The organism is Porphyromonas sp. COT-108 OH1349, from assembly GCF_000768755.1.
In the GTDB taxonomy this organism is placed as follows: Bacteria; Bacteroidota; Bacteroidia; order Bacteroidales; family Porphyromonadaceae; genus Porphyromonas_A; species Porphyromonas_A canoris.
Genome location: NZ_JRAH01000031.1, coordinates 226,238 through 247,269 on the forward strand (window position 1 = coordinate 226,238; position 21,032 = coordinate 247,269).

At 47.0% G+C, this 21,032-nt stretch carries 19 protein-coding genes; 11 read left to right on the forward strand and 8 right to left on the reverse strand.

All coding sequences use genetic code 11. The features are described 5' to 3' along the window. Nucleotides 1-60: 60 nt before the first annotated feature. Together JT26_RS07550 and JT26_RS10250 are read left to right on the forward strand one after the other, a co-directional pair. A complete protein-coding gene (locus JT26_RS07550) occupies nucleotides 61-1,509 on the forward strand; it encodes an InlB B-repeat-containing protein (protein ID WP_036848364.1) in 1,449 nt (482 codons plus the stop codon). Between the two features lie 47 nt (nucleotides 1,510-1,556). Beyond that, the gene (locus JT26_RS10250) at nucleotides 1,557-2,234 is read left to right on the forward strand and encodes a porin family protein (RefSeq protein ID WP_052110430.1); all 678 of its coding nucleotides are present in this window, start codon (nucleotides 1,557-1,559) and stop codon (nucleotides 2,232-2,234) included. 194 nt (nucleotides 2,235-2,428) lie between these two features. Here JT26_RS10250 and pdxB read toward each other — a convergent pair whose 3' ends face one another. From pdxB to JT26_RS07575, 4 genes are read right to left on the reverse strand one after another with little or no spacing between them, the layout of a single operon-like run. Beyond that, nucleotides 2,429-3,559 (reverse strand): 4-phosphoerythronate dehydrogenase PdxB, encoded by a 1,131-nt coding sequence (pdxB, locus tag JT26_RS07560; protein ID WP_036848523.1) that lies wholly within the window; start codon nucleotides 3,557-3,559, stop codon nucleotides 2,429-2,431. A gap of 23 nt (nucleotides 3,560-3,582) precedes the next feature. Further along, nucleotides 3,583-4,005, reverse strand: a complete 423-nt coding sequence (locus tag JT26_RS07565) for a SufE family protein (RefSeq protein ID WP_036848366.1) — start codon at nucleotides 4,003-4,005, stop codon at nucleotides 3,583-3,585. 12 nt (nucleotides 4,006-4,017) lie between these two features. Continuing rightward, nucleotides 4,018-5,049 (reverse strand): M28 family peptidase, encoded by a 1,032-nt coding sequence (locus tag JT26_RS07570; protein WP_036848370.1) that lies wholly within the window; start codon nucleotides 5,047-5,049, stop codon nucleotides 4,018-4,020. 5 nt (nucleotides 5,050-5,054) lie between these two features. Then, complete coding sequence (locus JT26_RS07575; RefSeq protein WP_036848372.1) at nucleotides 5,055-6,293, reverse strand: pitrilysin family protein; 1,239 nt, start codon at nucleotides 6,291-6,293, stop codon at nucleotides 5,055-5,057. Between the two features lie 155 nt (nucleotides 6,294-6,448). Between JT26_RS07575 and JT26_RS07580 the strand changes: the two genes are divergently transcribed. From JT26_RS07580 to JT26_RS07600, 6 genes are all read left to right on the forward strand, one after another. Next, on the forward strand, nucleotides 6,449-6,811 hold the full coding sequence (locus JT26_RS07580) for a PadR family transcriptional regulator (RefSeq protein ID WP_036790944.1): 363 nt from the start codon (nucleotides 6,449-6,451) through the stop codon (nucleotides 6,809-6,811). 6 nt (nucleotides 6,812-6,817) lie between these two features. Beyond that, entirely contained in the window at nucleotides 6,818-7,882 is a 1,065-nt protein-coding gene (locus JT26_RS07585) for a PspC domain-containing protein (RefSeq protein WP_036790941.1), read from the forward strand. 143 nt (nucleotides 7,883-8,025) lie between these two features. Then, entirely contained in the window at nucleotides 8,026-9,192 is a 1,167-nt protein-coding gene (locus tag JT26_RS07590; RefSeq protein WP_052110431.1) for a glycosyltransferase family 1 protein, read from the forward strand. 699 nt (nucleotides 9,193-9,891) lie between these two features. After that, nucleotides 9,892-10,377, forward strand: a complete 486-nt coding sequence (locus tag JT26_RS07595; RefSeq protein WP_036848375.1) for a DUF177 domain-containing protein — start codon at nucleotides 9,892-9,894, stop codon at nucleotides 10,375-10,377. A 60-nt stretch (nucleotides 10,378-10,437) separates the two neighbouring features. Then, nucleotides 10,438-10,623, forward strand: coding sequence for a 50S ribosomal protein L32 (gene rpmF, locus JT26_RS10465; protein ID WP_081964552.1), 186 nt, complete (start codon nucleotides 10,438-10,440; stop codon nucleotides 10,621-10,623). Between the two features lie 144 nt (nucleotides 10,624-10,767). Beyond that, a complete protein-coding gene (locus JT26_RS07600) occupies nucleotides 10,768-11,784 on the forward strand; it encodes a beta-ketoacyl-ACP synthase III (RefSeq protein WP_036790935.1) in 1,017 nt (338 codons plus the stop codon). Nucleotides 11,785-11,863: 79 nt separating this feature from the next. On the opposite strand, the gene JT26_RS07605 is transcribed toward JT26_RS07600, so the two are convergent. After that, the gene (locus tag JT26_RS07605; RefSeq protein ID WP_036790932.1) at nucleotides 11,864-12,994 is read right to left on the reverse strand and encodes a hypothetical protein; all 1,131 of its coding nucleotides are present in this window, start codon (nucleotides 12,992-12,994) and stop codon (nucleotides 11,864-11,866) included. Between the two features lie 11 nt (nucleotides 12,995-13,005). Further along, nucleotides 13,006-14,817 carry a Na/Pi cotransporter family protein gene (locus JT26_RS07610; protein ID WP_036848378.1) on the reverse strand — a complete coding sequence of 604 codons (1,812 nt, stop codon included), beginning with the start codon at nucleotides 14,815-14,817 and terminating at the stop codon, nucleotides 13,006-13,008. Nucleotides 14,818-14,915: 98 nt separating this feature from the next. On the opposite strand from JT26_RS07610, the gene JT26_RS07615 reads away from it, so the two are divergent. After that, nucleotides 14,916-16,598, forward strand: coding sequence for a nucleoside kinase (locus JT26_RS07615; protein ID WP_052079467.1), 1,683 nt, complete (start codon nucleotides 14,916-14,918; stop codon nucleotides 16,596-16,598). Between the two features lie 71 nt (nucleotides 16,599-16,669). Here JT26_RS07615 and JT26_RS07620 read toward each other — a convergent pair whose 3' ends face one another. After that, the gene (locus JT26_RS07620) at nucleotides 16,670-17,686 is read right to left on the reverse strand and encodes a lysylphosphatidylglycerol synthase transmembrane domain-containing protein (protein ID WP_036848381.1); all 1,017 of its coding nucleotides are present in this window, start codon (nucleotides 17,684-17,686) and stop codon (nucleotides 16,670-16,672) included. 74 nt (nucleotides 17,687-17,760) lie between these two features. Between JT26_RS07620 and rsmA the strand changes: the two genes are divergently transcribed. Both rsmA and mgtE read left to right on the forward strand, forming a co-directional pair. Continuing rightward, a complete protein-coding gene (rsmA, locus tag JT26_RS07625; protein WP_036848384.1) occupies nucleotides 17,761-18,588 on the forward strand; it encodes a 16S rRNA (adenine(1518)-N(6)/adenine(1519)-N(6))-dimethyltransferase RsmA in 828 nt (275 codons plus the stop codon). Beyond that, nucleotides 18,585-19,946, forward strand: a complete 1,362-nt coding sequence (gene mgtE, locus JT26_RS07630) for a magnesium transporter (protein WP_036848386.1) — start codon at nucleotides 18,585-18,587, stop codon at nucleotides 19,944-19,946. Before rsmA ends, mgtE begins: the two co-directional genes overlap by 4 nt. A 690-nt stretch (nucleotides 19,947-20,636) precedes the next feature. On the opposite strand, the gene JT26_RS07640 is transcribed toward mgtE, so the two are convergent. Then, nucleotides 20,637-21,017, reverse strand: a complete 381-nt coding sequence (locus tag JT26_RS07640) for a VOC family protein (RefSeq protein WP_036848391.1) — start codon at nucleotides 21,015-21,017, stop codon at nucleotides 20,637-20,639. Between the last annotated feature and the right edge of the window lie 15 nt (nucleotides 21,018-21,032).

Below are 21,032 nucleotides of genomic sequence, written 5' to 3' on the forward strand. Positions count from 1 at the left end.
ATTCTAAAAATGAAACTTCTCACAAGTTTAGGTGCTGAAACGATAAACATGAAAACAAAGATGAAAAAGATACACTTCATAGCCCTGTTGGGCATTGTACTGATATGCTTTACCTCCTGCAAGAGCAAAAACGATCCGGGAGAAGATGTGAAGACCTACTACACCGTAACCTTTAATGCGGATGGCGGTACGCCTGTTCCTCCTGCTCAGAGAGTGGAAAAAGGGAAGACGGCAACCGTGCCTTCTCCTGCGCCGACCAAGCAAAACTTTCTGTTTGTTGCTTGGTCTTTGGATGGGACGAATGCTTATGACTTCCAAACTCCCGTTACCAAAGACATTACTCTAAAGGCTAAATGGCAAGAGGAGTCTCCGGATGAAGATCTCGTCATAGACAAGACAACGCTGACGCTACGTACAACAGACCGAGAGCGTCTATCCGTAAGCGGGAATAAGGGAGCGGTGTCCTGGAGCAGCTCCAATAAGGAGGTTGCCAAGGTAGATGCGGATGGCGTGGTTACGGCAACAGGAGAAGGTTCGGCGGTAATCACTGCAACCTCAGGCAACAAAAGCGCAACGTGCAGTGTGAGTGTTGCCTATTCCGTACTGGCTGTGGGAAAAGATTATGACGGCAGACTGGTCTTGCTCAAAAACGGGAAGGATTTCAACCTTGGAAGTTACGCTCCGGATGCGACCATCAAATCCTCTGTTTTCGTTTACGATGGGGATATATACGTTACAGGGAACAGAGGTGAGAATTATGGCGGAACGAGATACAAGGATCTCTATGTCATGAAAATAAAATCTCCTCTACCCGGTGGAACATTCGAGACAGACTCTAAAAAGATGGAGCGCAAAGGCATCATGGCTTTTTCTGAAGGGCTCTTCATCACCAATGGAGACGTATATGTCGCAGGGTACGAAGTGGCAAAGCGTCCCAACTATCAGAGCACTTACCAGCGTGCAGTGCTGTGGAAGAACGGGAAGATGCAGACCCTTGAGGACAACCCTTCGGCAGAACCCGAAGCCCGATCCGTATTCGTCTCCGGAACGGATGTCTATGTCGTGGGAGACTATGGCGGTGGCGTGCTTTGGAAAAACGGTACAAGGGTGGATCTTGCATCTCCCGATGGAAGCAAAAAGACGGATGCTTACTCCGTGTTTGTATCGGGAAACGACATCTATATAGGTGGAGCGGCTATCTATCAAGATAAACCGATAGATACAGGAAAGCCTCTGATATGGAAAAATAATGTACCTTTCGTCTGGGGCAAGCAGGGTGGCATCTACTCCATATTTGTTTCCGGGAACGATCTCTATGCTTCCGGCTATGGTCCTAAAGGGACGGTGTGGAAGAACGGAACGGTGATAAGCACCTTGGGAAGTGCGTTGGTGCGCTCCGTATATGTGTATGCCGGAAAAGTGTATGCGGTCAGCAATGACGGCATCTGGATAGATGGAGAAAAACAGCCTTGGCCCGCAGCTTATCTCCACAGTGTATTTGTGAAGTGATTATTGTTTAACCTCTCCCACAGACGGGATAAAAACAGAACATAATTATGAAAAAAGGAAAAACATCATTGCCTGCGGCTCTCACACGCAGAGTACTTACGGCAGTGGTATGCGTGATGATCGGACTCGGTGGTATCTATGCACAGTCCGGTGGGTGGAGCTCTACCAAACGGATTCAATGGGGCGTGAAAGGGGGCATAAACTTTTCACAGCTCAGCTTTGAGAAGTCCGAAGGAGGGAGCTTGGAGAGTAAAAGTGTAGTGGGAGCATTGGCAGGGGTCTCCGTTGCCTATGCTTTCAATCCCAAGTGGCGTCTTCATTCCGGTCTGGAGATGAGTTTGAAAGGATTTTCCGCAGGCATTACGGGCAGCAGCAGTGTGCTTACGGTTCGGGCTGGTTACCTGCAACTCCCGTTGGAAGCAGGGTACTCTTTCACTTTGGGAGGGTGGAACCTGGAGCCTCGACTCGGACTCTATTTCGCTTATGGCGTGGCAGGCAAATACTCCATATCGGAAACACCTGTCAATAAAAACACTTTCGGAGATCAATTCCTGAACAGATTCGATGCCGGACTAAGGGTTGGATTCTATACGAATAACGATAAGATCATTGTCGGACTGGGAGGAGAGATCGGGACGACAGAGGTTAATGGGAAAAAGTTTATCGTTTCGGGAGGAACAGTGAGCCTGCAAAATTTCTCCATCAGTGTGGGTTACCTGTTCTGATCCGAAGCGTTTACAAATGACATTGAACGGTATTAAAAGATACTCTATCCGTGTATAATTTTTGAAATCAAGGCACGATTGGCGGAAGTCGTGCTTTGCATCTAAAAAATCGGGGCTTGATTGGTACCAACCAAGCCCCGATTTCTGTTTCTTAATATGGATAGAGGAGAAAGTAAATGCGTTCAGCAGAACTTTCAAACAGGTTCGGAAAGAGTCTTAAAGCCTATCGAGCGCAACTTCTCTTCCACATCTGCCGACATCTCTCTGCTTACAACGGTGTAGGCATGCGGTTCGCGAGGATAGAAATACGCTTTGCGCTGCTGCTCGAACGGCATCCGCTTCTCCTTCATCCGCCTGTCTATCTCGGTGAGATCGAGTGTGCGGAGCAGAGCATGCAGTATCGCATCTGGATCGTTGGCGTCTAACGTGATGGTTTCGTCTGCCGGAGGGGGAGGCGTCATCTGCTCTATCAGGTGCGAACCCTCTATTCCGAAGAAGTCGCATCCGTTCTTCACGCAGGCGATAGCTCCGTTGCACTTACCGTCCGCACTGAATCCGGCGACATGGGGAGTGGCGATAAGGGCTTCTACCAACAGGCGGTCGGAGATATTCGGCTCGTTTTCCCAGCAGTCTATTATCACGTTGGAGATCTGCCCCGTGCGGATTCCCTCCAGCAGTGCTTCCGTTTCGGTTACCGCTCCACGGCAGGCATTGATGATGATGGGCTTTCTCTTAAGAAGCGGCAGGGCAGAAGAGTCGAAGAGGTGATAAGTGGCATATCTTCCCGCTTTGGTCAGTGGCGTATGAAAAGAGATAATATCCGCTTCGCCATATATCTGTGCAATCTCCACAAAATCCGCACCGCCCTCTTTTTCTACTCGTGGGGGGTCGTTGAGAAGAACTTTCATCCCCAATGCTTCGGCGTACTTCGCCATGAGAGAGCCTACGTGTCCCACTCCGACGATACCCATCGTTTTTCCTTTGAGGTCGTATCCGGAGTGGAGCGCATAGAGCGCCAGAGCGGAAGATAGAAAGTGTGCTACGGCGTTGGCATTACAGCCGGGGGAGTTGCGCCAAGCTATACCATTGACATCGCAGTAGGCTGTGTCGATGTGGTCGAAGCCGATTGTCGCCGTCGTGATGAGCTTCACGCTGCTCCCTTTCAGGAGGTTGGCTGTACACTTGGTGATGCTTCGGATGATGAGCCAATCTTTATCTCTTACCGTTTCGGGGGTAAACTCCGAAGAGGGGAGATAGGTAACCTCCCCAAGATGCTCCAATACTCCACGAAGGTAAGGCACGGAGCTTTCTGCCAAAATCTTTATGCGTCCGGACATGACAGGAGTCTCTATTTTGCGGCTTCGGCTATGGCGTGGAGCCTCATCTGCTTGAGCATGGCAGAGAGACCGTTGCTCCGTGTGGGAGAGAGGTGTTGGTAGAGTCCGATACGATCGACAAAGTAGAGATCTGCCTTGGCAATATCTTCCGCTCTCTCCCCGTCCAACACTTTGAGCAGCATGGATACAATGCCTTTGACTATCACGGCATCGCTTGAGGCGTGATAGTGAATAGTGCCGTCGGGCATCGTTTCGGGAGCGATCCATACCCTGCTCTGGCATCCCTCTATAAGGTATTGCGGTATCTTAAAGCTCTCGTCCATGGGAGGGAGATCATTCCCCATCTCTATGATAAGAGCGTATTTGTCCATCCAGTCGTCCAAAAGTGAAAATTCTTCTATAAGCTCGTCTTGCTTCTGATTGATAGTACTCATATATGATGTATGCTATTTGCCGTTTTCTTTGTCCCGAAGCACTTCCCACACCACATTGCCTACGGCTTGGAGCGTATTGCGGTCGATGACCTCCATATTATCGTTGTGGGTGTGCCAGTAGTGCCCAAAACCCTTCTCGGTATTGGGGTCGTAATTGATGATGTCCACGCACGGAATACCCAGCCCAAGCATTACGAAGACATGGTCATCCATGATAGGACCTCCCATTTTGTTTATAAAATAGTTGCCGTAGCCTAAAGAGGCGGCTTTGGACCAGATCGTGGAGGTGAGCCGTCCGGCATTCTCCTGCGAGTAGAACTCTCTGTGAAACTTTGCGTTCTTGGATCCGACCATGTCGAGCAGGATACCAAACTCGGCACTGTACCCTTTCTTGTGGGGGTTGGAAGACCAATATTGAGATCCCAAAGCCCAGCTGCTGCTCTCTCCGGTCTCCATAACGCCATCCGGTACACCATAGTCTTCGGCATCCATGAATATGATGTCTATGCCGTAGTTGGCAAATCCGTTCTCCGAGATATTGCGTGCCAGCTCCAGCAAGACCCCTACTCCGCTTGCTCCGTCATCGGCTCCGTCTATCGGGAGATGGCGTTTGCTTGAGTCTTTGTCATGGTCTGCAATGGGGCGTGTATCCCAGTGAGCGAAGAGCAGGATGCGCTTGGCTCTTTCGGGCATATACTCCGCGATGATGTTTTGTGCTTTAAGCACCGTACCGTCGTAGGCTTTGAGGTCTGCGCGCTGCCTTGTCACGGCAAATCCGTAACGCTCAAGGGTCTCCACGAGATAGTCTGCGCAGCGTGCGTGTCCCGCACTGTTAGGCACTCTCGGTCCGAATGAGACCTGACGTTCGATGTGCATATAGGCGCTGTCTGCACGGAAAGGAGTTTCCACAGCCATGGGAGTCTGGGAGGCGGAAGCCTCTGTGTTGTCTTCCTGTTGGGAATTGTTGCTCTTGCTGTCGCAGGAGGCGCATATTCCCAAAGAGCATACCGCCATGGAAAACAAGAGTGTAAGCAATCTGTTCATCTTATCTATTCTGTCTGTTCGGAGCCGTTGTAGACCAACGCCAACCGGTTATTCTTATCAAACATCCGCTGTGCCGCCGCTTGAATCTGCTCGGCAGTGATGGCGCGGATCTTGTCTATAATCACCTCCAAAGGTTCAAACTCTTTGTCGTAGAGCAACAACTTCCCGAGAGACAGAAAAGTTTGCTCTGTCTGCTCTGCACTTATGGAGAGCTGTCCGGCTGTCTGTTTAAGAGCCGCTTGAAGCCTTGCCGGAGAGAGCTTATTCTGCATCAACTCGTCCAAAATCCGGTGTACCAGATTCAATGCACGCTTGCGATAGCCGGGATCGCAACCGAAATAGATCTGCCAATAGCCTGCATCGCTAAGCCCGGTAAGGGATGCCTCCACGTTGTAGACCCATCCGCGCTTCTCCCGAAGAACCACATTCAGACGGCTGTTCATGCCCGGACCGCCAAGGATGTTCATCAGGACAGAGGCAGACTGCCTCTCTTTGTCGTACATATCGGGACCCATGCCGCCAAGAACCACATGACTCTGATAAGAACCGCGCTCCACCTCGTGCAGAGAAGAGGTAAGGAGCTTTTGAGGAGCCTGCGAAGAGATCTCGGAAAGGGATGCAAAAGGATCGAAATGACGCTCTCCCAGCTCTATGATACGCTTCAGGTTGGTGGGTCCCATACAGAAAAAGAGCATTCTGTCGGGGGTAAAGTTGTCCCGGACATAGCGGACACAATCCTCTCTTGTCATCTTCAGAAGCGACTCTTTAGTGCCAAGAATCCTTCTGCCTAACGGATGACCGGGAAAAAGAAGCGCCTCAAAGTCGTCGAAGATCTGCTCTCCGGGCGTGTCTTTATAGACGTTGATCTCGTCCATCACCACGGTTCGCTCCCTCTCCAGTTCGTGTACGGGGAATGTGGAACGAAAGCATATATCGCCGATCAACTCCATTGAACGTCTGATCTCACCCTTAGGCGCAATGGTGTATATAAATGTATCCTCTTTCGTGGTAAAGGCATTGAGCTCTCCGCCAATGGCTTCCATCCTGTTGAGTATATGCCATGCCTTTCGCCCGGTAGTGCCCTTAAACAGCATGTGTTCAACGAAGTGAGCGATGCCTTCTATACCTTCCGTTTCGTGCCGTGTACCGGATCGGATGCCCATACCGGCGTATGTCACGGCTCCTTTGGTGGGAAGAAAAACCACTCTGATACCGTTACTGAGTGTGTAGTGCTCTATTTTCATCGTGGGAAGTTACAAATTCTTTTTCATACGTACCGTTGCAGAGGTCTATCCGAAGCTGTTCGGGAAATTTATTTTAAAGAATAAAGGTAGTTTGTATTGCACAATACCAAATTTGTATTATCTTTGCAGTGAAATACCAAGAACAGACAAAAGATATGCTAGCAGTAGAAAATGTAAAGTCGCAAATGAGAAAAGGGATACTGGAGTACTGTATCCTGCTCATCGTAAGCCAGAAAGAGGCTTACAGCAACGACATTATAACCCAGCTGAAAGCTACGGAGCTGATAGTGGTGGAAGGTACTCTCTATCCGCTTCTGACGAGATTAAAAAACGATGGATTGCTATCCTACGTTTGGATTGAGAGCACTCAGGGCCCCCCTCGAAAATATTACAGACTCACGCCCAAAGGGCAAGAGTTTCTGAACGAACTGCATCCTGCATGGGAAGAGATACGTAAAGCGGTAGACGGCCTTGCGGCTAAAAGCATAGAACTTAATAACCCTCCTATTTCTGAGTAACAGACGATGAAAAAGACCGAAACAGTAAGCATTGCCAAGCGTTCGTTTCAGATAGAGAACGATGCGTATAACCTGCTGGATAGTTACATCCGTAACCTTGAGGCTCACTTCGCCAAAAGTGATCCTTCGGGGGAGATAGTGGCAGACATAGAAGAACATATTGCCGAGCTTTTTGAGGAACACACCCGCCAAGGAGTGTATGTACTCACCATGGAGGATATTAAAAGCGTCATAGAGAGAGTGGGTAGCGTGGATGAGATCATCCATAGCGATCCGGAGAGTGAAGCGCAACAGGAGAAAAAGCCGGGCAGTGAAACGCCTCCTCTGCCCCCTTTACCTCCGAAGTCTCGTCCTCGTCAGCGGAGAAAGACCTACTATCGCCATCCGACCAACAGGTGGTTCGGCGGTGTGCTTGGCGGACTCGGTTCGTACTTTAAGATAGATCCGCTCTTCCTTCGCCTTATTACCCTCCTGCTGTTGCTCACTCCGATGAGTTACTACATCATAGTGCTGTACGTTGCCGTATGGTTCTACATCAACGAAGCGAAGAGCATCGCCGAACTTCTTGAGATGGAAGGAGAAGAGGTTACAGCCAATACCATCTGGCAGAAAGTATCTTCATCCGCAAGCTCATCCGGCTTGGGAGAAGAGAGAAGCGGCTCCTCGCCGATTCCCGGAAGCTTCAATCGTCTGAAAGAGGAGGCAGACAGAATACTCCCGGTAGAGAACAAGCAGAAGCGCACCATCCTTATCACGGCAATGGTAGCCGTCGGAGCCATCCTGCTGATAGCTCTTCCGTTCCTTCTGTACAAGACACACATGTTTGGCAGCTACTTCTATATGGGCAACACATTCAATCACCTTGTAGATAACGTGCTACCGACATTTGCCGGAACATTCGGAGTGTTCATCCTTATACCGATCATCCTCCTCATCCTGCTTGTAATGGTGTTCTTCTTTGCACTTTCGGTGGTACCCACGGGGCTTATTCTGCGCACCGAAAAGTGGAATATATACACCAAAACCATACTGATAGTGCTATGGTTCATATTCTTAAGCTGGGTTTTCTAAAACACTAAACATAAACTTCTTCAGAGAAGAGGTTAGAAGTCGGGCTCTGTTTGGATTAGAGATTTGTAGAGTTCCGATTTCTAACCTCTTTGTTTTTCCGAACGTAATAGTTTTCTTACCTTTGCTTCAAACGAGATCATCCCATGAGTAAAGAGAATTCCGCCATAGTGGTAGGCTTCGATGCCAAGCGCATCGTAAAGAATCAGACCGGTTTAGGTAATTATAGCAGATACATCGTAGAAACTCTTGCGAGATATGCTCCGGAGGTTACGCAACTCCTTTCGACTGCCGAAGTGGGCAAGAAGGAGCTGTACGAGAGTCTGCTTGCCTACTCGCAAGTGAAGCTGGTACTGCCTCCAAGCAGCATCTTCAACAGAATGCCTTACTTCCAAGCCTATTGGAGAAACAAAGGGGCACTGCCTCAACTTCGAGGCAAGGGCATGACCATCTACCATGGTCTGTCCAATGAGCTGCCATCGGATATTACCACACTGGATGTCCCGTCCGTGGTTACGATGCACGACTTGATATACGAGCGGCTCCCACAGTTCTACTCCCCCGTTGATGTAAAGCTGTACAGACACAAGTACGAACGCTCTTGCCGGGAAGCCACACACATCATCGCCGTAAGCGAATGCACCAAAAGAGATCTCATAGAAATCTATAAAATCCCCGAAAATAAGATAAGCGTCATCTATCAGGGATGCGCCGGAATCTTCAGGAAAAGGCTGACACCGTTTCAGATAGACAAGGTTACCGGTGAGTACCTTCTGCCTTCGGAATACATCCTGACCGTAGGCACGGTGGAGGAGAGAAAGAATGCGGGACTCATCGTGGAGGCTCTCAGCAAGATGAAGAACAGCATCATCCCGCTGGTCATCGTAGGCAGAGAGACCAAGTATGCCTATAAAGTGAAACAGATAGCACACCGTCTCGGTGTGGAACATCGCCTGATATTCCTCGAAGGAGTGCCCTCTCAAGATCTGCCTGCCATGTATCAAGGGGCTTCTCTGTTTGTCTATCCCTCCCTCTATGAAGGCTTCGGTATTCCGGTATTGGAGGCTCTTTGCAGCCGGATACCGGTGATAGCCGCCACCGGCAGCTGCTTGGAAGAGGCAGGCGGACCGCATTCACTCTACTGCAACCCCAAGGATGCCGACGATCTTGCACAGCTTATGGACAGGGCTTTGGAGGATGAAGAGCTGAGAGAAAAGATGATTGCGGAAGGAGAAGAGTGGAGCAAAAAATTCTTGCCGGAGCATACGGCGGTTCAGCTGACCGAACTCTACCGAACGCTCCAACAACAATAGAATAAAAAAGTGCCTTTTTTCAGACCTCTGAGAAAGGGCATTTTTATATATTCCATACCGAAAAATGCTCACTTTTTTCGGTCTCTCTATTTTGATCTGAAGGGTCGTTTTCAGGGCACGGCCGAAGTGTTAAATCGGAGCCGTTTTATTAACACAATTTCCGATACCTGTTAAGCAAAAACAGTAAACGAGCATATTCTTTCGGCTCAACGTGTTTAATTTTTCAACGAACACGTTTACCGATTTCATTAAACACGTTTACCGGATTCGATTAACGTGTTTAGCCAGAATCATTAAAACGCTAATAATCAACCGACTACGCATTTTTACCCTAAAATGCGCCTGAAAAGGTGAATTTCTTTATTAGGAAACGTTTACAGAAGAGAGCGTTAAAATTTACACCTATTAACGCGAAAAGTGCCCATCAAACGGACTGAGAAAAAATTTTTTCCGAGAATGCGCTGGTTTTGTATCCTTTTGATTATTAGGAATTTCAGGGCATACTTAGACATTCGGAGGCCAAAATCGGGGCAGAAAGGCCCTCCAAGCGAAGGAGAAGAGAGAGTCCGATTTTTATATAAAAGCTCCCTGGCAAAAAAGGTGTTCGGACAGGCTCTTCCGGACAAATCTGAACGGACACATTGCCAAACAACGAAAAAGTTGTACCTTTGCAGAGATTTATACACCTCAAGGCACAGGATGAACGCATATACCATCTCTTTCAAGAGCATCAAACAAGACGAAGAGACCTTTGAGTTTCCTCTCGATTCGGGCTTTTGGAAGAGGCAGGAGAGTGATGAAATCCTGGATGGAGATGTCATGGCAATAGTTCACGTTGCTCACGGAGCGGGCGGAACGTTTGAGTTGGAGCTTGATTTTCAAGGCACAGTGTCTGTGGCTTGTCATCGCTGTACCGCTCCACTCACTGTGGATGTAGATTCTGTGTCTGAGCTTGTGGTAAAGTACGGAGACGAATATTTGGATAACGGCGATGACCTTATCATTATTCCGGAAAGAGAAGGTACGCTTGATCTCTCGGAGATCATGTACGAACTTGTTCTCTTTTCTCTGCCTTTTACCTGCAAGCACCCTATTGATGAGTGCAATCCGGAGATGCTAAAGTATCTCGCCGGCTCTGAAGAAGCGGAGGAGGATGCCGACGAGTGGGAGGTTGATGAAGAGTGATACTCCGGACGGAGTGTCTTTAGGCTTTTGGAACTAATGAACAAATAAAAATAATAGACTATGGCACATCCTAAACGAAGACAGTCGAAGGCTAGAACAGCCAAGCGTAGATCTCATGATCACGCAGTAGTACCTACAATTGCTAAGTGTCCAAACTGTGGCGCATGGCATAGATATCACACCATCTGCGGTGAATGTGGATACTACAGAGGTCGTATCGCTATCGAAAAAGGCGAAAACCTATAACCCTCTTTAGAGGTAGGCAATGGGAGACATTCTGAGACATAAATAGAAGTCGACCGCCAAAGCACTAAGCTATCTGTTCTTTTTCTCGAAAAGATTGAGTAGCTTAGTGCTTTCTTTTTACACTATGTACCAAACACTAATAACATGAACAGAATTCACGCAGCCATTACTGCAGTAGGCGGATATGTTCCCGACAAAATAGTTACCAACGATGATATCGCCCAAATGGTGGATACATCGGACGAGTGGATCATGACTCGTGTCGGTATCAAAGAAAGACGTAAACTGGAAGATCCTCAGCTCGGATCTTCATACTTGGCAATTCAGGCCGTAAAAGATATGCTCGAAAGACACAGCATAGACCCTAAAGAGATAGAGGCTATCGTGCTTTCGACCAACTCCCCGGACTATCCGATACCCAATACATCCAGCCGTGTGGCTCTGGAAACAGGCTGTACCAACGCATTCGCATTCGATATATGCGCGGCATGCCCCGGCTTCCTCTATGGTCTTGAAATCGCATCGGGCTTTATCATGAGCGGTCGATACAAGAAAGTACTTGTGGTATGTACGGAAAAGATGTCCGCCATCATAGACCCGCAAGACCGTGCCACCGCTCCTCTATTCGGGGATGGAGCAGGCTGTGCTCTGATAGAACCTTGCGCTCCGGAGTATGGACTGCAAGACTCTATCATACGTACAGACGGGACAGGACTTCCTCACCTTACAATCAAGGCAGGCGGATCTATCCAGCGTCCTACGACAGACACCGTGGAAAACAGAGAGCACTATGTGTTCCAAGACGGACAGACCGTGTTCAAAGCCGCTGTATCTTCCATGGGAGATACCACTCTGGAGCTTATGGAACGCAACAACCTCTCTGCCGATGACATTAAATGGGTGGTTCCTCATCAGGCTAATATGCGCATCATAGACGCTGTGGCAAGAAGAATGGGCTTCTCTAAAGAGCAGCTTGAAGAGAAAGTGATGATCAACATTCACAAGTTCGGCAACACAAGCTCCGCTACTATTCCGATCTGCTTATGGGAATGGGAAAAAGATCTTAAAAAGGGAGACAAACTGGTTCTTACAGCTTTCGGTGCAGGATTTACCTGGGGCTCTTCCTACATCGTCTGGGCATACGACTACGACAAGAAGTAACGGTTCATCCTTCCAAGACATAAAAAAAAGAAGAGATACTCGGTTGGAGTATCTCTTCTTTTTTTTATTGTATTCGAGACTACAGCTCTTTAATGTACGCCCTTCTTGTCTTGTGATGTACACGCTCGAAGTAGTTCCACTGCATCTGAACAGCCTGATTGCTTTCCAGTTCAGGGTTACTTTCACAATATTCCACCCCAAGCCTTTGGAAAATAGGGATAAGATCTCGGAAGATGAGAGCATTGATCCCTTTGTTTTGATACTCCGGCAAGATTCCGATGAGGTAAAGATCGACCACTTTTGGGCGTGATTTCAAAGCCTTCAGCAGGTGTAAAATACCCATAGGATAGAGCTTCCCTTTGGCTTTCTGCATGGCACGACTAAGATTCGGAAGAGAGATGGCAAAACCTATAACCTTATCGTCCGGTTCCTGAGTAATAACCGTAACCAACTCTATCCGCAACATCGGGAGATATGTTTTGACATAGAACTCTATCTGTTCCGTAGAAAGCTCGGAAAATCCGTACAGATGCGCGTAGGCTTTATTGAGAGTATAGAAGATACTCTTTATGTATGGCATAATCTCCTTTACGGATGAGAACTTCCGCACTTTCAGATTATATTTTTGCTGTACAAGATCTGCTATACGCAAATGCTTTTCGGGAATCTCTTTGGGGACGTATATCTTATACTCTTTCCAGTCTTGATCTTTCTGGTATCCCAATGCCTCTATCTGCTTGGGATAGTAGGGATAGTTGTAGATAGTTGCAATGGTTCCAAGCTGATCGAAACCGTGAACAAGAAGCCCTTGATGATCCAAATCTGAAAAGCCCATAGGGCCGTGGATGATCTCCATTCCCTGTTTACGACTCCACGCTTCTACGGCATGAAACAGAGCGGAAGAGACTTCCGGATCATCAATGAAATCAACCCAGCCAAAACGTGCATAGGACTGGTTCCAAACCTCATTGGATTTATAATTGATGATACCGGCTATACGCCCCGCAACTTCTCCGTCTTTGTAGGCAAGAAAATAGATCACATCGCAAAACTGAAATGCCGGGTTCTTCTTGCTGTCGAGCGTAACCAATTCTTCCGACTCGATCTGGGGGACAAAGTACGGATTGCCTTTGTAGAGCTTTCTGGGAAAAGCCACAAAGGCTTTCATATCCTCCCTTGTCCGGGCTTCTCTTATCTCTATTTTGCTCATGAATGTTCCGATTAAAATCTCTTTTCTACCACTGCTTGTACTACATTAAGAATATAGTCGCCCAAACGTTCTCCTTCGTTAATGATGTCGTGGTAGTAAACCCCCTCCTGATAAGTATATTCTTTAGAGTTTATCTCATCAAGACTACTGATCTGAACATCATTGCGGAAGTTATTGATGGCATTCTCTATATTGTATGACTCCAATGCATCATCCGGTTGGACTTCCGACTTCGATAGTATGAAATTCATCCGCTGAAGAGCCTTGGCGTTCAGATCCAAAAGATGCAAGATATTCTTTTGCATCTGAGGCGTGGAATTGGCTTTATGATCTTCTCTCCGCTTAATGTTCTTGGCAAGATTGTAGCAAGAGTCGCCGATACTTTCTATCTCCGTTACGGCACGTATGATATTACGGATATGCTCCTTACCTTCGGCACTCAACCGACCTTCACTTACCTTAGAAAGATAGTTTGCAATCTCCAATTCCATACGGTCGCAGATGTTTTCATACTTCTCCACACGGTTGTAGGTCTCTGCAAATTTCTCTTCATCTTCCTCTACAACCAGCTCTTTTACCATATCGAGCATGCGTGATGTGCGCTCTCCAAATACTGCCATCTCCTTCTGAGCCTGTGCAATGGAAAGCTCTGCCGTGGAAAGCATACCGAACGATATATATTTCAACTGGAACTCCTCGCCCTTGCTCTTCTGCTTTTTATCAGGAATAATCTTGCGACAGATGTAAACATAAACATTTACAAACCATATCATGATCAAGACGTTGAAAACATTAAACAGCGAGTGGAATAGAGATAGACCGAAAGAAACAGCCGTTATACCGGTATTCCGCATCTCAATATCTCGCAAAAGAGCCGGATCTGAAACCTGACTGACATCGGTCTCCAGTAGAGATGCCCGTTCCGGACCTAACTCTGCAAGGAAATCGAATAGCATTCTTGGATCGCCCGGCCCGTAGTTGGAAATAATATAGACAACCAGCTTAATGAATGGCGTAAAGAATATAAGGGCAAAAAGAACCCCAAAGACATTGAACAGCAAGTGGGCTATGGCTGTACGACGTGCGGTAACATTGGCTCCGATCGCTGCGATGTTGGCAGTAATGGTTGTGCCTATATTTTCTCCCAAAACCATTGCAGTGGCAAGCTCGAAAGAGATCCAGCCTTTAGAACACATGATAAGTGTTATTGCAACGGTTGCACTGGAGGATTGAACCACAACGGTAAGAATGGTTCCGATAAACATAAACAGGATTGTAGAACCGAATCCACCGGAAGCATAATCCTTTAGAAACTCCAATGCTTGAGGGTGATTCTTAAGATCCGGTACGCTGTCTTTGAGATACTGCAAGCCAATAAACAGGAAAGCAAAACCTATGATAAACTCTCCCCAAGACTTCCTATTACTCTTTCCCGAAAAGATAAAAGGGATACTGAGAGCAACGATGGGTACTGCATAAGTGGCAATATCTATCTTAAAGCCAAAGAGAGAAATGACCCACGCCGTAACGGTAGTACCGATATTTGCCCCCATGATAACGGAGATTGCCTGCCCTAATGTAACAAGCCCGGCATTGGCAAACGATACAACCATAAGGGTTGTAGCACTGGAAGACTGCACTAAAATAGTTATGAGCAAACCGGTAAAGATTCCAAAGACCCGGTTACTCGTCATGGCAGAAAGGAAATTGCGCAACCTGTCTCCGGCTATCTTTTGCAATCCTTCACTCATTACCTTCATCCCATAAAGGAATATACCCAAAGATCCTATGAGTTGAAGTATTTGAAAAAAACCAAAATTCATGTTTATGTAGCTTAGAATATTAGAAGCAGAAGTAGTAAATAAGTTTTTCGCTATCTTTACCTTTGTACAAAATAAATCAAAAAAAACCGAGTATAGAAATGAATAGCAGATTAAACATCGTTTTATCTCAAAAAAATAGAAGTATATCAGTTCCGAAGGGGATTACTCCTCTCGAAATTTTCAACCAATATATGGAGCCGATGAGTGCTCCGATAATGAATGCCCAGATAAATCATAAGACCGTTTCTTTGGCAGAACCTCTTTACGAAGAGTGTAACATCAGCTTTGTGGACTACACTCAAGAGTCCGGGATGAGAACCTATCTCCGAACATTTATTGCGTTATTGAGTAGAGCAGCGGTAAACCTTTCGGACTTAAGAGACCCGAGAATAGACTTCGAGCATGCCATATCCAACGGATATTATTGTGCTTGGGGATCAAGAGAGAATACACCTACTGCTTCTGAGGTTGAGGCACTAAGCCAAGAAATGAGATCCCTGATAAAGCGGGCTCTCCCTATAAATATCATCTCCATGCCTACGGATTCTGCCATAGAGTATCTCGAACAACGTGGAGAAGCATCAACGGCAGAGATGATACGGACATTGGGTCGATGCTACACGCCTTTAGTGGAAATAGAAGGTCATAGAGACTATATCTTCGGAAACGTTCTACCGAATACAAGTATGCTTTGGGATTTTATCTTAGAGCCTTTTCAGGATGGGATATTGATCCGTCTGCCTAAAAGATCCAATCACAAAGAGATCAACGAAAAGACCAACCAGCCAAAACTTCTCGAAACATTCAAGAATCACATCGAACTTCTTCGGACTCTGGATGTCGAAGAAGCCGGACCGATGAACTGCCTCCTTAGAGATAAAGACACAGCAGCAGAGCTTGTACAAGTATCAGAAGCAATGCAAGAGAAGCAGATTGCCGATATTGCACAGGAGATCTCTTCGCTTCATGCAGAAAGAGGAGTGAGAATAGTACTCATTGCCGGACCATCTTCTTCGGGCAAGACAACAACATCAAAACGTCTGAGGACCCAGCTTATCACCAATCTTCTGCGCCCATTCACTCTTTCGTTGGACGACTTCTTTGTCAATAGAGAAGAGACTCCTCTGAACGAAGACGGCACATACGACTTCGAGAGTATCTATGCCTTGGATTTGCCATACCTGAATGAGACACTTACCAAAATCGTTGCAGGAGAAGAGGTAGAGCTTCCCACTTTCGACTTCACCACCGGTTCGAGAGTGTTCAAAGGCAATAAACTGAAACTGGGGAAAGAGCATATCCTGATCATCGAAGGTATTCACGCTCTCAATCCGGAGCTGACATCCCAAATCCCTCAAGAGAAGATTTACAGAATATATGTATCGGCACTTACCAGCATCACCCTGGATCGTCTCAACTTTCTATCTACTTCGGACAACAGACTGATAAGGAGAATCATTCGAGACTCAAAGTATCGTAACCACAGCGCAGTGCATACACTTGCCATGTGGAACAGCGTAAGAAGAGGAGAAGAGAAGTGGATATTCCCCTTCCAGGAGAATGCAGATGTTATGTTCAACAGTGCCATGCTGTACGAGTTGGCAGCTCTTCGTCCCATTGCAGAGCCTATACTTCGAGCCGTCAAGCAGATCGAGCCGGAGTATGCCGAGGCACAGAGATTGCTGCATCTGCTTTCGCACTTCGAGCCGATAGGGTTGCGCTCTCTGCCTCCAACCTCTCTGCTAAGAGAGTTTATCGGGGGAAGCAGCTTCAAGTACTAAGTTCACTCTACCATAAAAAAAGGGACTACATCATCCGGATGCAGCCCCTTTTTCTATCTCTATAATAGATTTCAAATCTCTTTCTTGCACATCTTTCGGCTCTTGTTTGAGGAGTAGAGAGGCAGGAGGAATATTGCCACAAGTCCGCAAATGGTTATCCACAGCGTCTGTATGGTGTGCACAATGAGGGCAAACTGCTCCGCGCTCTCCCGTGCAACGGCAAAAGAGCTCAAGGTAACTATAACCATAAAGTGCCACGCACCTATACCGGCCTGAACGGGAGCCGCTACCGCAATGCTACTCATCGTAAATGTGAGCAAGCCTATCCCCGGTCCGAGCTCTCGTGTAAACGGGAAAGCATAAAATGTTGTATAGAAAAAGCAGAAATATCCTGCCCATATCAGGAGCGTGTACAGCAGGAAGAGCCATTTCTTGTCCAGGTCTTTGATACTCAATATACCCTTCCAAACATTCAGGACAAACTCCCTGACCTTTTTCACAAAAGCAGACTCTCTGGTAAAGTAGTAGATCACCCCGCAAAGGAGGATAAAAGCCAACAACCCGACGTACAGCCATACGGATGAAAGGAGAGCCAGGATACCGCTTGAACCTGACGGGGAAGAAGAGAAAAATCCGGAGAAGAAATCCAAATTGTATCCCAGCATCAACACCACGAGCAGCCCTACCACCACAACATCCGAGACCCTGTCGACAAGAAGCGTCCCCAAGAGTTTGGAGAATCCTATACCCGAATATTGAGACATCGCTCCGCACCTCCACACTTCGCCCATACGGGGAAAAGCCATATTCACAGCATAGTTGCCCAATGTTGTGAGTATCGAATGAGCCATGCGGGGAGCCTCGTTTGTTGCCCGAATAAGCAAGTTCCACCTCATGCCCCGAAAGATATTGGCAGCAAGTCCGAATAGCAGAGAGAAAGCAAGCACAGCATAGTCTATATCTTCTCTCAATGTCTTCAAGAGTTCTTGCTTTTCGAGATCGCGGTAGAGCAACCAAAAAATAAAAATTCCAAGAAAGAGCGGAAGCAACACCTTCAGACTCTTTTTGAAAGCCGGTCTTATAGTCATATCTCTTTTTATATAGCCGCATAAGCGGCTTTTTTGTAATTTTGTCTTATTACTGCGCAAAGATACCAAATAAGATGAAGAGCGTAAGAGCAAAAAAATATTTGGGACAACACTTCCTTCGAGACGAAGATATCGCCTACCGCATAGCCGAGACGATGTCCGGCAGTCCGCTTCCCATTTTGGAAGTAGGACCCGGTATGGGAGTGCTTACGAAGTATCTCCTCCGGATGGGAAGGCAGGTAAAAGTCGCAGAAATAGATACAGAGTCCGTCTCTTACCTCAAAACGCACTATCCTTCGCTGGAAGGAGACATCATCGAAGGCGATTTCTTGCAGATGGATCTCTCCCTCATTTTCGACGGAGAGTCGTTTGCCGTCATCGGCAACTACCCCTACAACATATCCTCACAGATCTTCTTCAAGATTTTAGAGCATAAAGAGTACATCCCGCTATGTAGCGGCATGCTCCAAAAAGAGGTGGCAGAGCGGTTGGCATCCCCTCCCGGGTCGAAAGATTACGGTATTCTGAGCGTCTTCCTGCAAGCGTGGTACGATGTCGAGTATCTTTTCACCGTCGGACGCGAAGTGTTTCTACCACCTCCGAAAGTACAGAGCGGTGTGATACTCTTACGCCGCAACAGCAGGAAAGAGTTGGGATGCGACGAGAAGATGTTCCGCAGAGTGGTCAAGACGGCATTCAATCAACGCAGAAAGACGATGCGCAATTCTCTTCGTCCTCTTCTCGGAACAGACTATCCCGACTATGCAGATCCTGTTTTCAACAAACGCCCGGAGCAGCTCAGTGTAGAAGATTTCATAACTCTAACCCTCCGCCTCACACCTCACATTCTATCGCAACAGAGTGCAGAGACACAGGGTTCTAAAACTTGCTCAGACCTATGATAGACTTTCAAAAAAGCTTTATAGAGGAGCTAACAAAAGAGATAAGCCAAGACAATAAAGCAGCCGTAAAAGAGCTTATAAAGGATCTTTACCCTGCCGACATTGCCGAGCTTTTCACGCTGCTCTCTTTGGACGAGACGCTGTACGTCTATCGGGTTCTGGAAGGAGAGGATGCGGCGGATGCGCTGATGGAGCTGGACGAGGACGAACGTGCTAAAATCCTCGACCGTCTTTCCAGTGAAGAGATCGCCACAACCTTTATCGACAACATGGATACCGACGATGCGGTGGATCTCATGCGTGAGCTGGACGAAGACCAAAAGGAAGACATCCTCTCTCACATCGCGGACGTAGAGCAGGCGGGCGAGATCATCGACCTCTTGAAGTACGATGAAGACACAGCCGGGGGCTTCATGTCCACCGAAATGATCGTGATAAATGAAAACTGGAGTATGCCCAAGTGCGTGGAAGAGATGCGTGCGCAGGCAGAAGAGTTGAATGAAATTTATTACATCTACGTGGTGGACGATCAGGAGAGACTGCGTGGAGTGCTGCCCATAAAGAAGGTAATCACCAACCCGTCCGTCGCCAAGGTGAAGCACGTGATGAAGAAAGATCCTATCTCCGTCCGAGACAATGAACCGATAGAAGAGGCCATCAACGTGATCGAAAAGTACGACTTGGTAGCTGTTCCCGTAGTAGACGAGATAGACAGACTCTTAGGGATCATCACCGTGGACGATGTCGTGGACAAGATGCGCGATATTCACGAAAAGGATTACCAACTTGCATCCGGTATCACGCAAGACATCGAGACAACGGACAACATCGTTCGCCAAACCGCTGCACGCCTGCCGTGGCTGCTGATAGGTATGGCAGGAGGGATAGGCAACTCCGTCATCCTCGGCGGTTATGAGCATATCTTTGCTTCCAATCCTACGCTACCGCTCTTCATTCCGCTTATCGGGGGAACGGGAGGAAACGTAGGAATACAATCTTCGGCAATCATCGTGCAAGGTCTTGCCAACAATACCATCAAGGAGGGATCGCTTTGGAGCCTTGTAACAAAAGAGATTGCCGTCTCATTGATCAATGCCAGCATCATCTCTTTGGTCGTATTTGTGTACAACTACTTCTATCTCAAAGATATGATCGTAATGGCTTCGGTCTCCATCTCTCTCTTTTCCGTAGTCATGTTTGCAAGTATATTCGGGACATTTGTCCCTTTGATGCTGGAGAGATTCAAGCTCGACCCTGCAAGAGCAACGGGTCCGTTCATCACCATCAGTAACGACCTTATAGGTATGTTTATCTATATGTTGGTTACCTCCATGCTTACCTCCTATTTCCTTGCATAACGGCAGCAGTTTGGAAGAGCAGTGGAGAGACTCTTTTTCACCTCTTTTTTGTTCCGATTTTGGTCAGAATTATGCCCCCTTCCGATGGGAGCTTTTATATAAAAACGCCTCTTGAGAAGTCTCTCTTGAGGCGTCTCTTTTTTCTGCCGTTTTATGATGAAACATTTCATTAAAAGGAATAATCATCTGACAATAAAGCAGATAATGAAAATCTTAAATTTGGCATCGGCTCTCTCTTTGTGCGGTTTCATGCCCCAAATTCGCGTTAATAAAAATCAAAATCGGAGCACTCGTCTGTAAACATATCCTAATGCAGATTTTCTCCTTTTTATGTCTCCAAAAGCACAAAAACGGCTAAATCTCTAATAATCAACAGATAGAACAAAAAATTCTAAACACGTTAATTGAATCCGGTAAACGTATTAAATGAAATCGGTAAACACGTTTATTGATTTCGGTTAATACTTTAAGCCGACAAAATATACTGCTTTATCGTTTTGAATGAACAGGTATCGAAAATGGTGTTAACAAACCGGGGCGAATTTAACAGTCCGGTCGTGCTCCGGAAATGACCCCTCCGACCAAAATAGAGAACAAGAAAAAAGTGAGCATTTTTCGGGATGGAATATATAAAAAAAGCCCTCCGAAAAGGGCTTCTTAAAGGTGCGGGAAAAAGGCTTACACAAGAGGTCAGCCTCTCTTAAGAGGAAGGATTTCTATCCAGTATCCGTCGGGGTCGGAAATGAAGTAGAGACCCATGGATTCGTTTTCGTAGCAGACGCAGTCCATCTGACGGTGATACTCTCTTGCTTCATCGTAGTCTCCCGGAACTCTTACGCAGAGATGAAACTCGTTATCACCCAGATTATAGGGTCTGTCCCAATCTCTTAACCATGTCAGCTCAAGCGTAAATCCGGTCTTGCCATCCCCAAGATAAACAAGGATGAAAGAGCCGTCGGATGCCTCTTTTCTACGTACTTCTTTCAGGCCGAGAGCCTGTTCATAAAACTTCAGACTGCGCTCCAAGTCTGTTACGTTATAGTTAAAATGGTCGAACTGTGCAGAAATCATGTGATAAATATTTGG

Bases quoted from the DNA above. Each gene is read 5' to 3' on its own strand.
- mgtE (WP_036848386.1), top strand. From the start codon at position 18,585: ATGATAGACTTTCAAAAAAGCTTTATAGAGGAGCTAACAAAAGAGATA.
- JT26_RS07640 (WP_036848391.1), bottom strand. From the start codon at position 21,017: ATGATTTCTGCACAGTTCGACCATTTTAACTATAACGTAACAGACTTG.
- JT26_RS07615 (WP_052079467.1), top strand. From the start codon at position 14,916: ATGAATAGCAGATTAAACATCGTTTTATCTCAAAAAAATAGAAGTATA.
- JT26_RS07600 (WP_036790935.1), top strand. From the start codon at position 10,768: ATGAACAGAATTCACGCAGCCATTACTGCAGTAGGCGGATATGTTCCC.
- JT26_RS07595 (WP_036848375.1), top strand. From the start codon at position 9,892: ATGAACGCATATACCATCTCTTTCAAGAGCATCAAACAAGACGAAGAG.
- JT26_RS07585 (WP_036790941.1), top strand. From the start codon at position 6,818: ATGAAAAAGACCGAAACAGTAAGCATTGCCAAGCGTTCGTTTCAGATA.
- rpmF (WP_081964552.1), top strand. From the start codon at position 10,438: ATGGCACATCCTAAACGAAGACAGTCGAAGGCTAGAACAGCCAAGCGT.
- JT26_RS07575 (WP_036848372.1), bottom strand. From the start codon at position 6,293: ATGAAAATAGAGCACTACACACTCAGTAACGGTATCAGAGTGGTTTTT.
- JT26_RS10250 (WP_052110430.1), top strand. From the start codon at position 1,557: ATGAAAAAAGGAAAAACATCATTGCCTGCGGCTCTCACACGCAGAGTA.
- JT26_RS07590 (WP_052110431.1), top strand. From the start codon at position 8,026: ATGAGTAAAGAGAATTCCGCCATAGTGGTAGGCTTCGATGCCAAGCGC.
- JT26_RS07605 (WP_036790932.1), bottom strand. From the start codon at position 12,994: ATGAGCAAAATAGAGATAAGAGAAGCCCGGACAAGGGAGGATATGAAA.
- JT26_RS07570 (WP_036848370.1), bottom strand. From the start codon at position 5,049: ATGAACAGATTGCTTACACTCTTGTTTTCCATGGCGGTATGCTCTTTG.
- JT26_RS07550 (WP_036848364.1), top strand. From the start codon at position 61: ATGAAAAAGATACACTTCATAGCCCTGTTGGGCATTGTACTGATATGC.
- JT26_RS07580 (WP_036790944.1), top strand. From the start codon at position 6,449: ATGCTAGCAGTAGAAAATGTAAAGTCGCAAATGAGAAAAGGGATACTG.
- rsmA (WP_036848384.1), top strand. From the start codon at position 17,761: ATGAAGAGCGTAAGAGCAAAAAAATATTTGGGACAACACTTCCTTCGA.
- JT26_RS07620 (WP_036848381.1), bottom strand. From the start codon at position 17,686: ATGACTATAAGACCGGCTTTCAAAAAGAGTCTGAAGGTGTTGCTTCCG.
- JT26_RS07565 (WP_036848366.1), bottom strand. From the start codon at position 4,005: ATGAGTACTATCAATCAGAAGCAAGACGAGCTTATAGAAGAATTTTCA.
- JT26_RS07610 (WP_036848378.1), bottom strand. From the start codon at position 14,817: ATGAATTTTGGTTTTTTTCAAATACTTCAACTCATAGGATCTTTGGGT.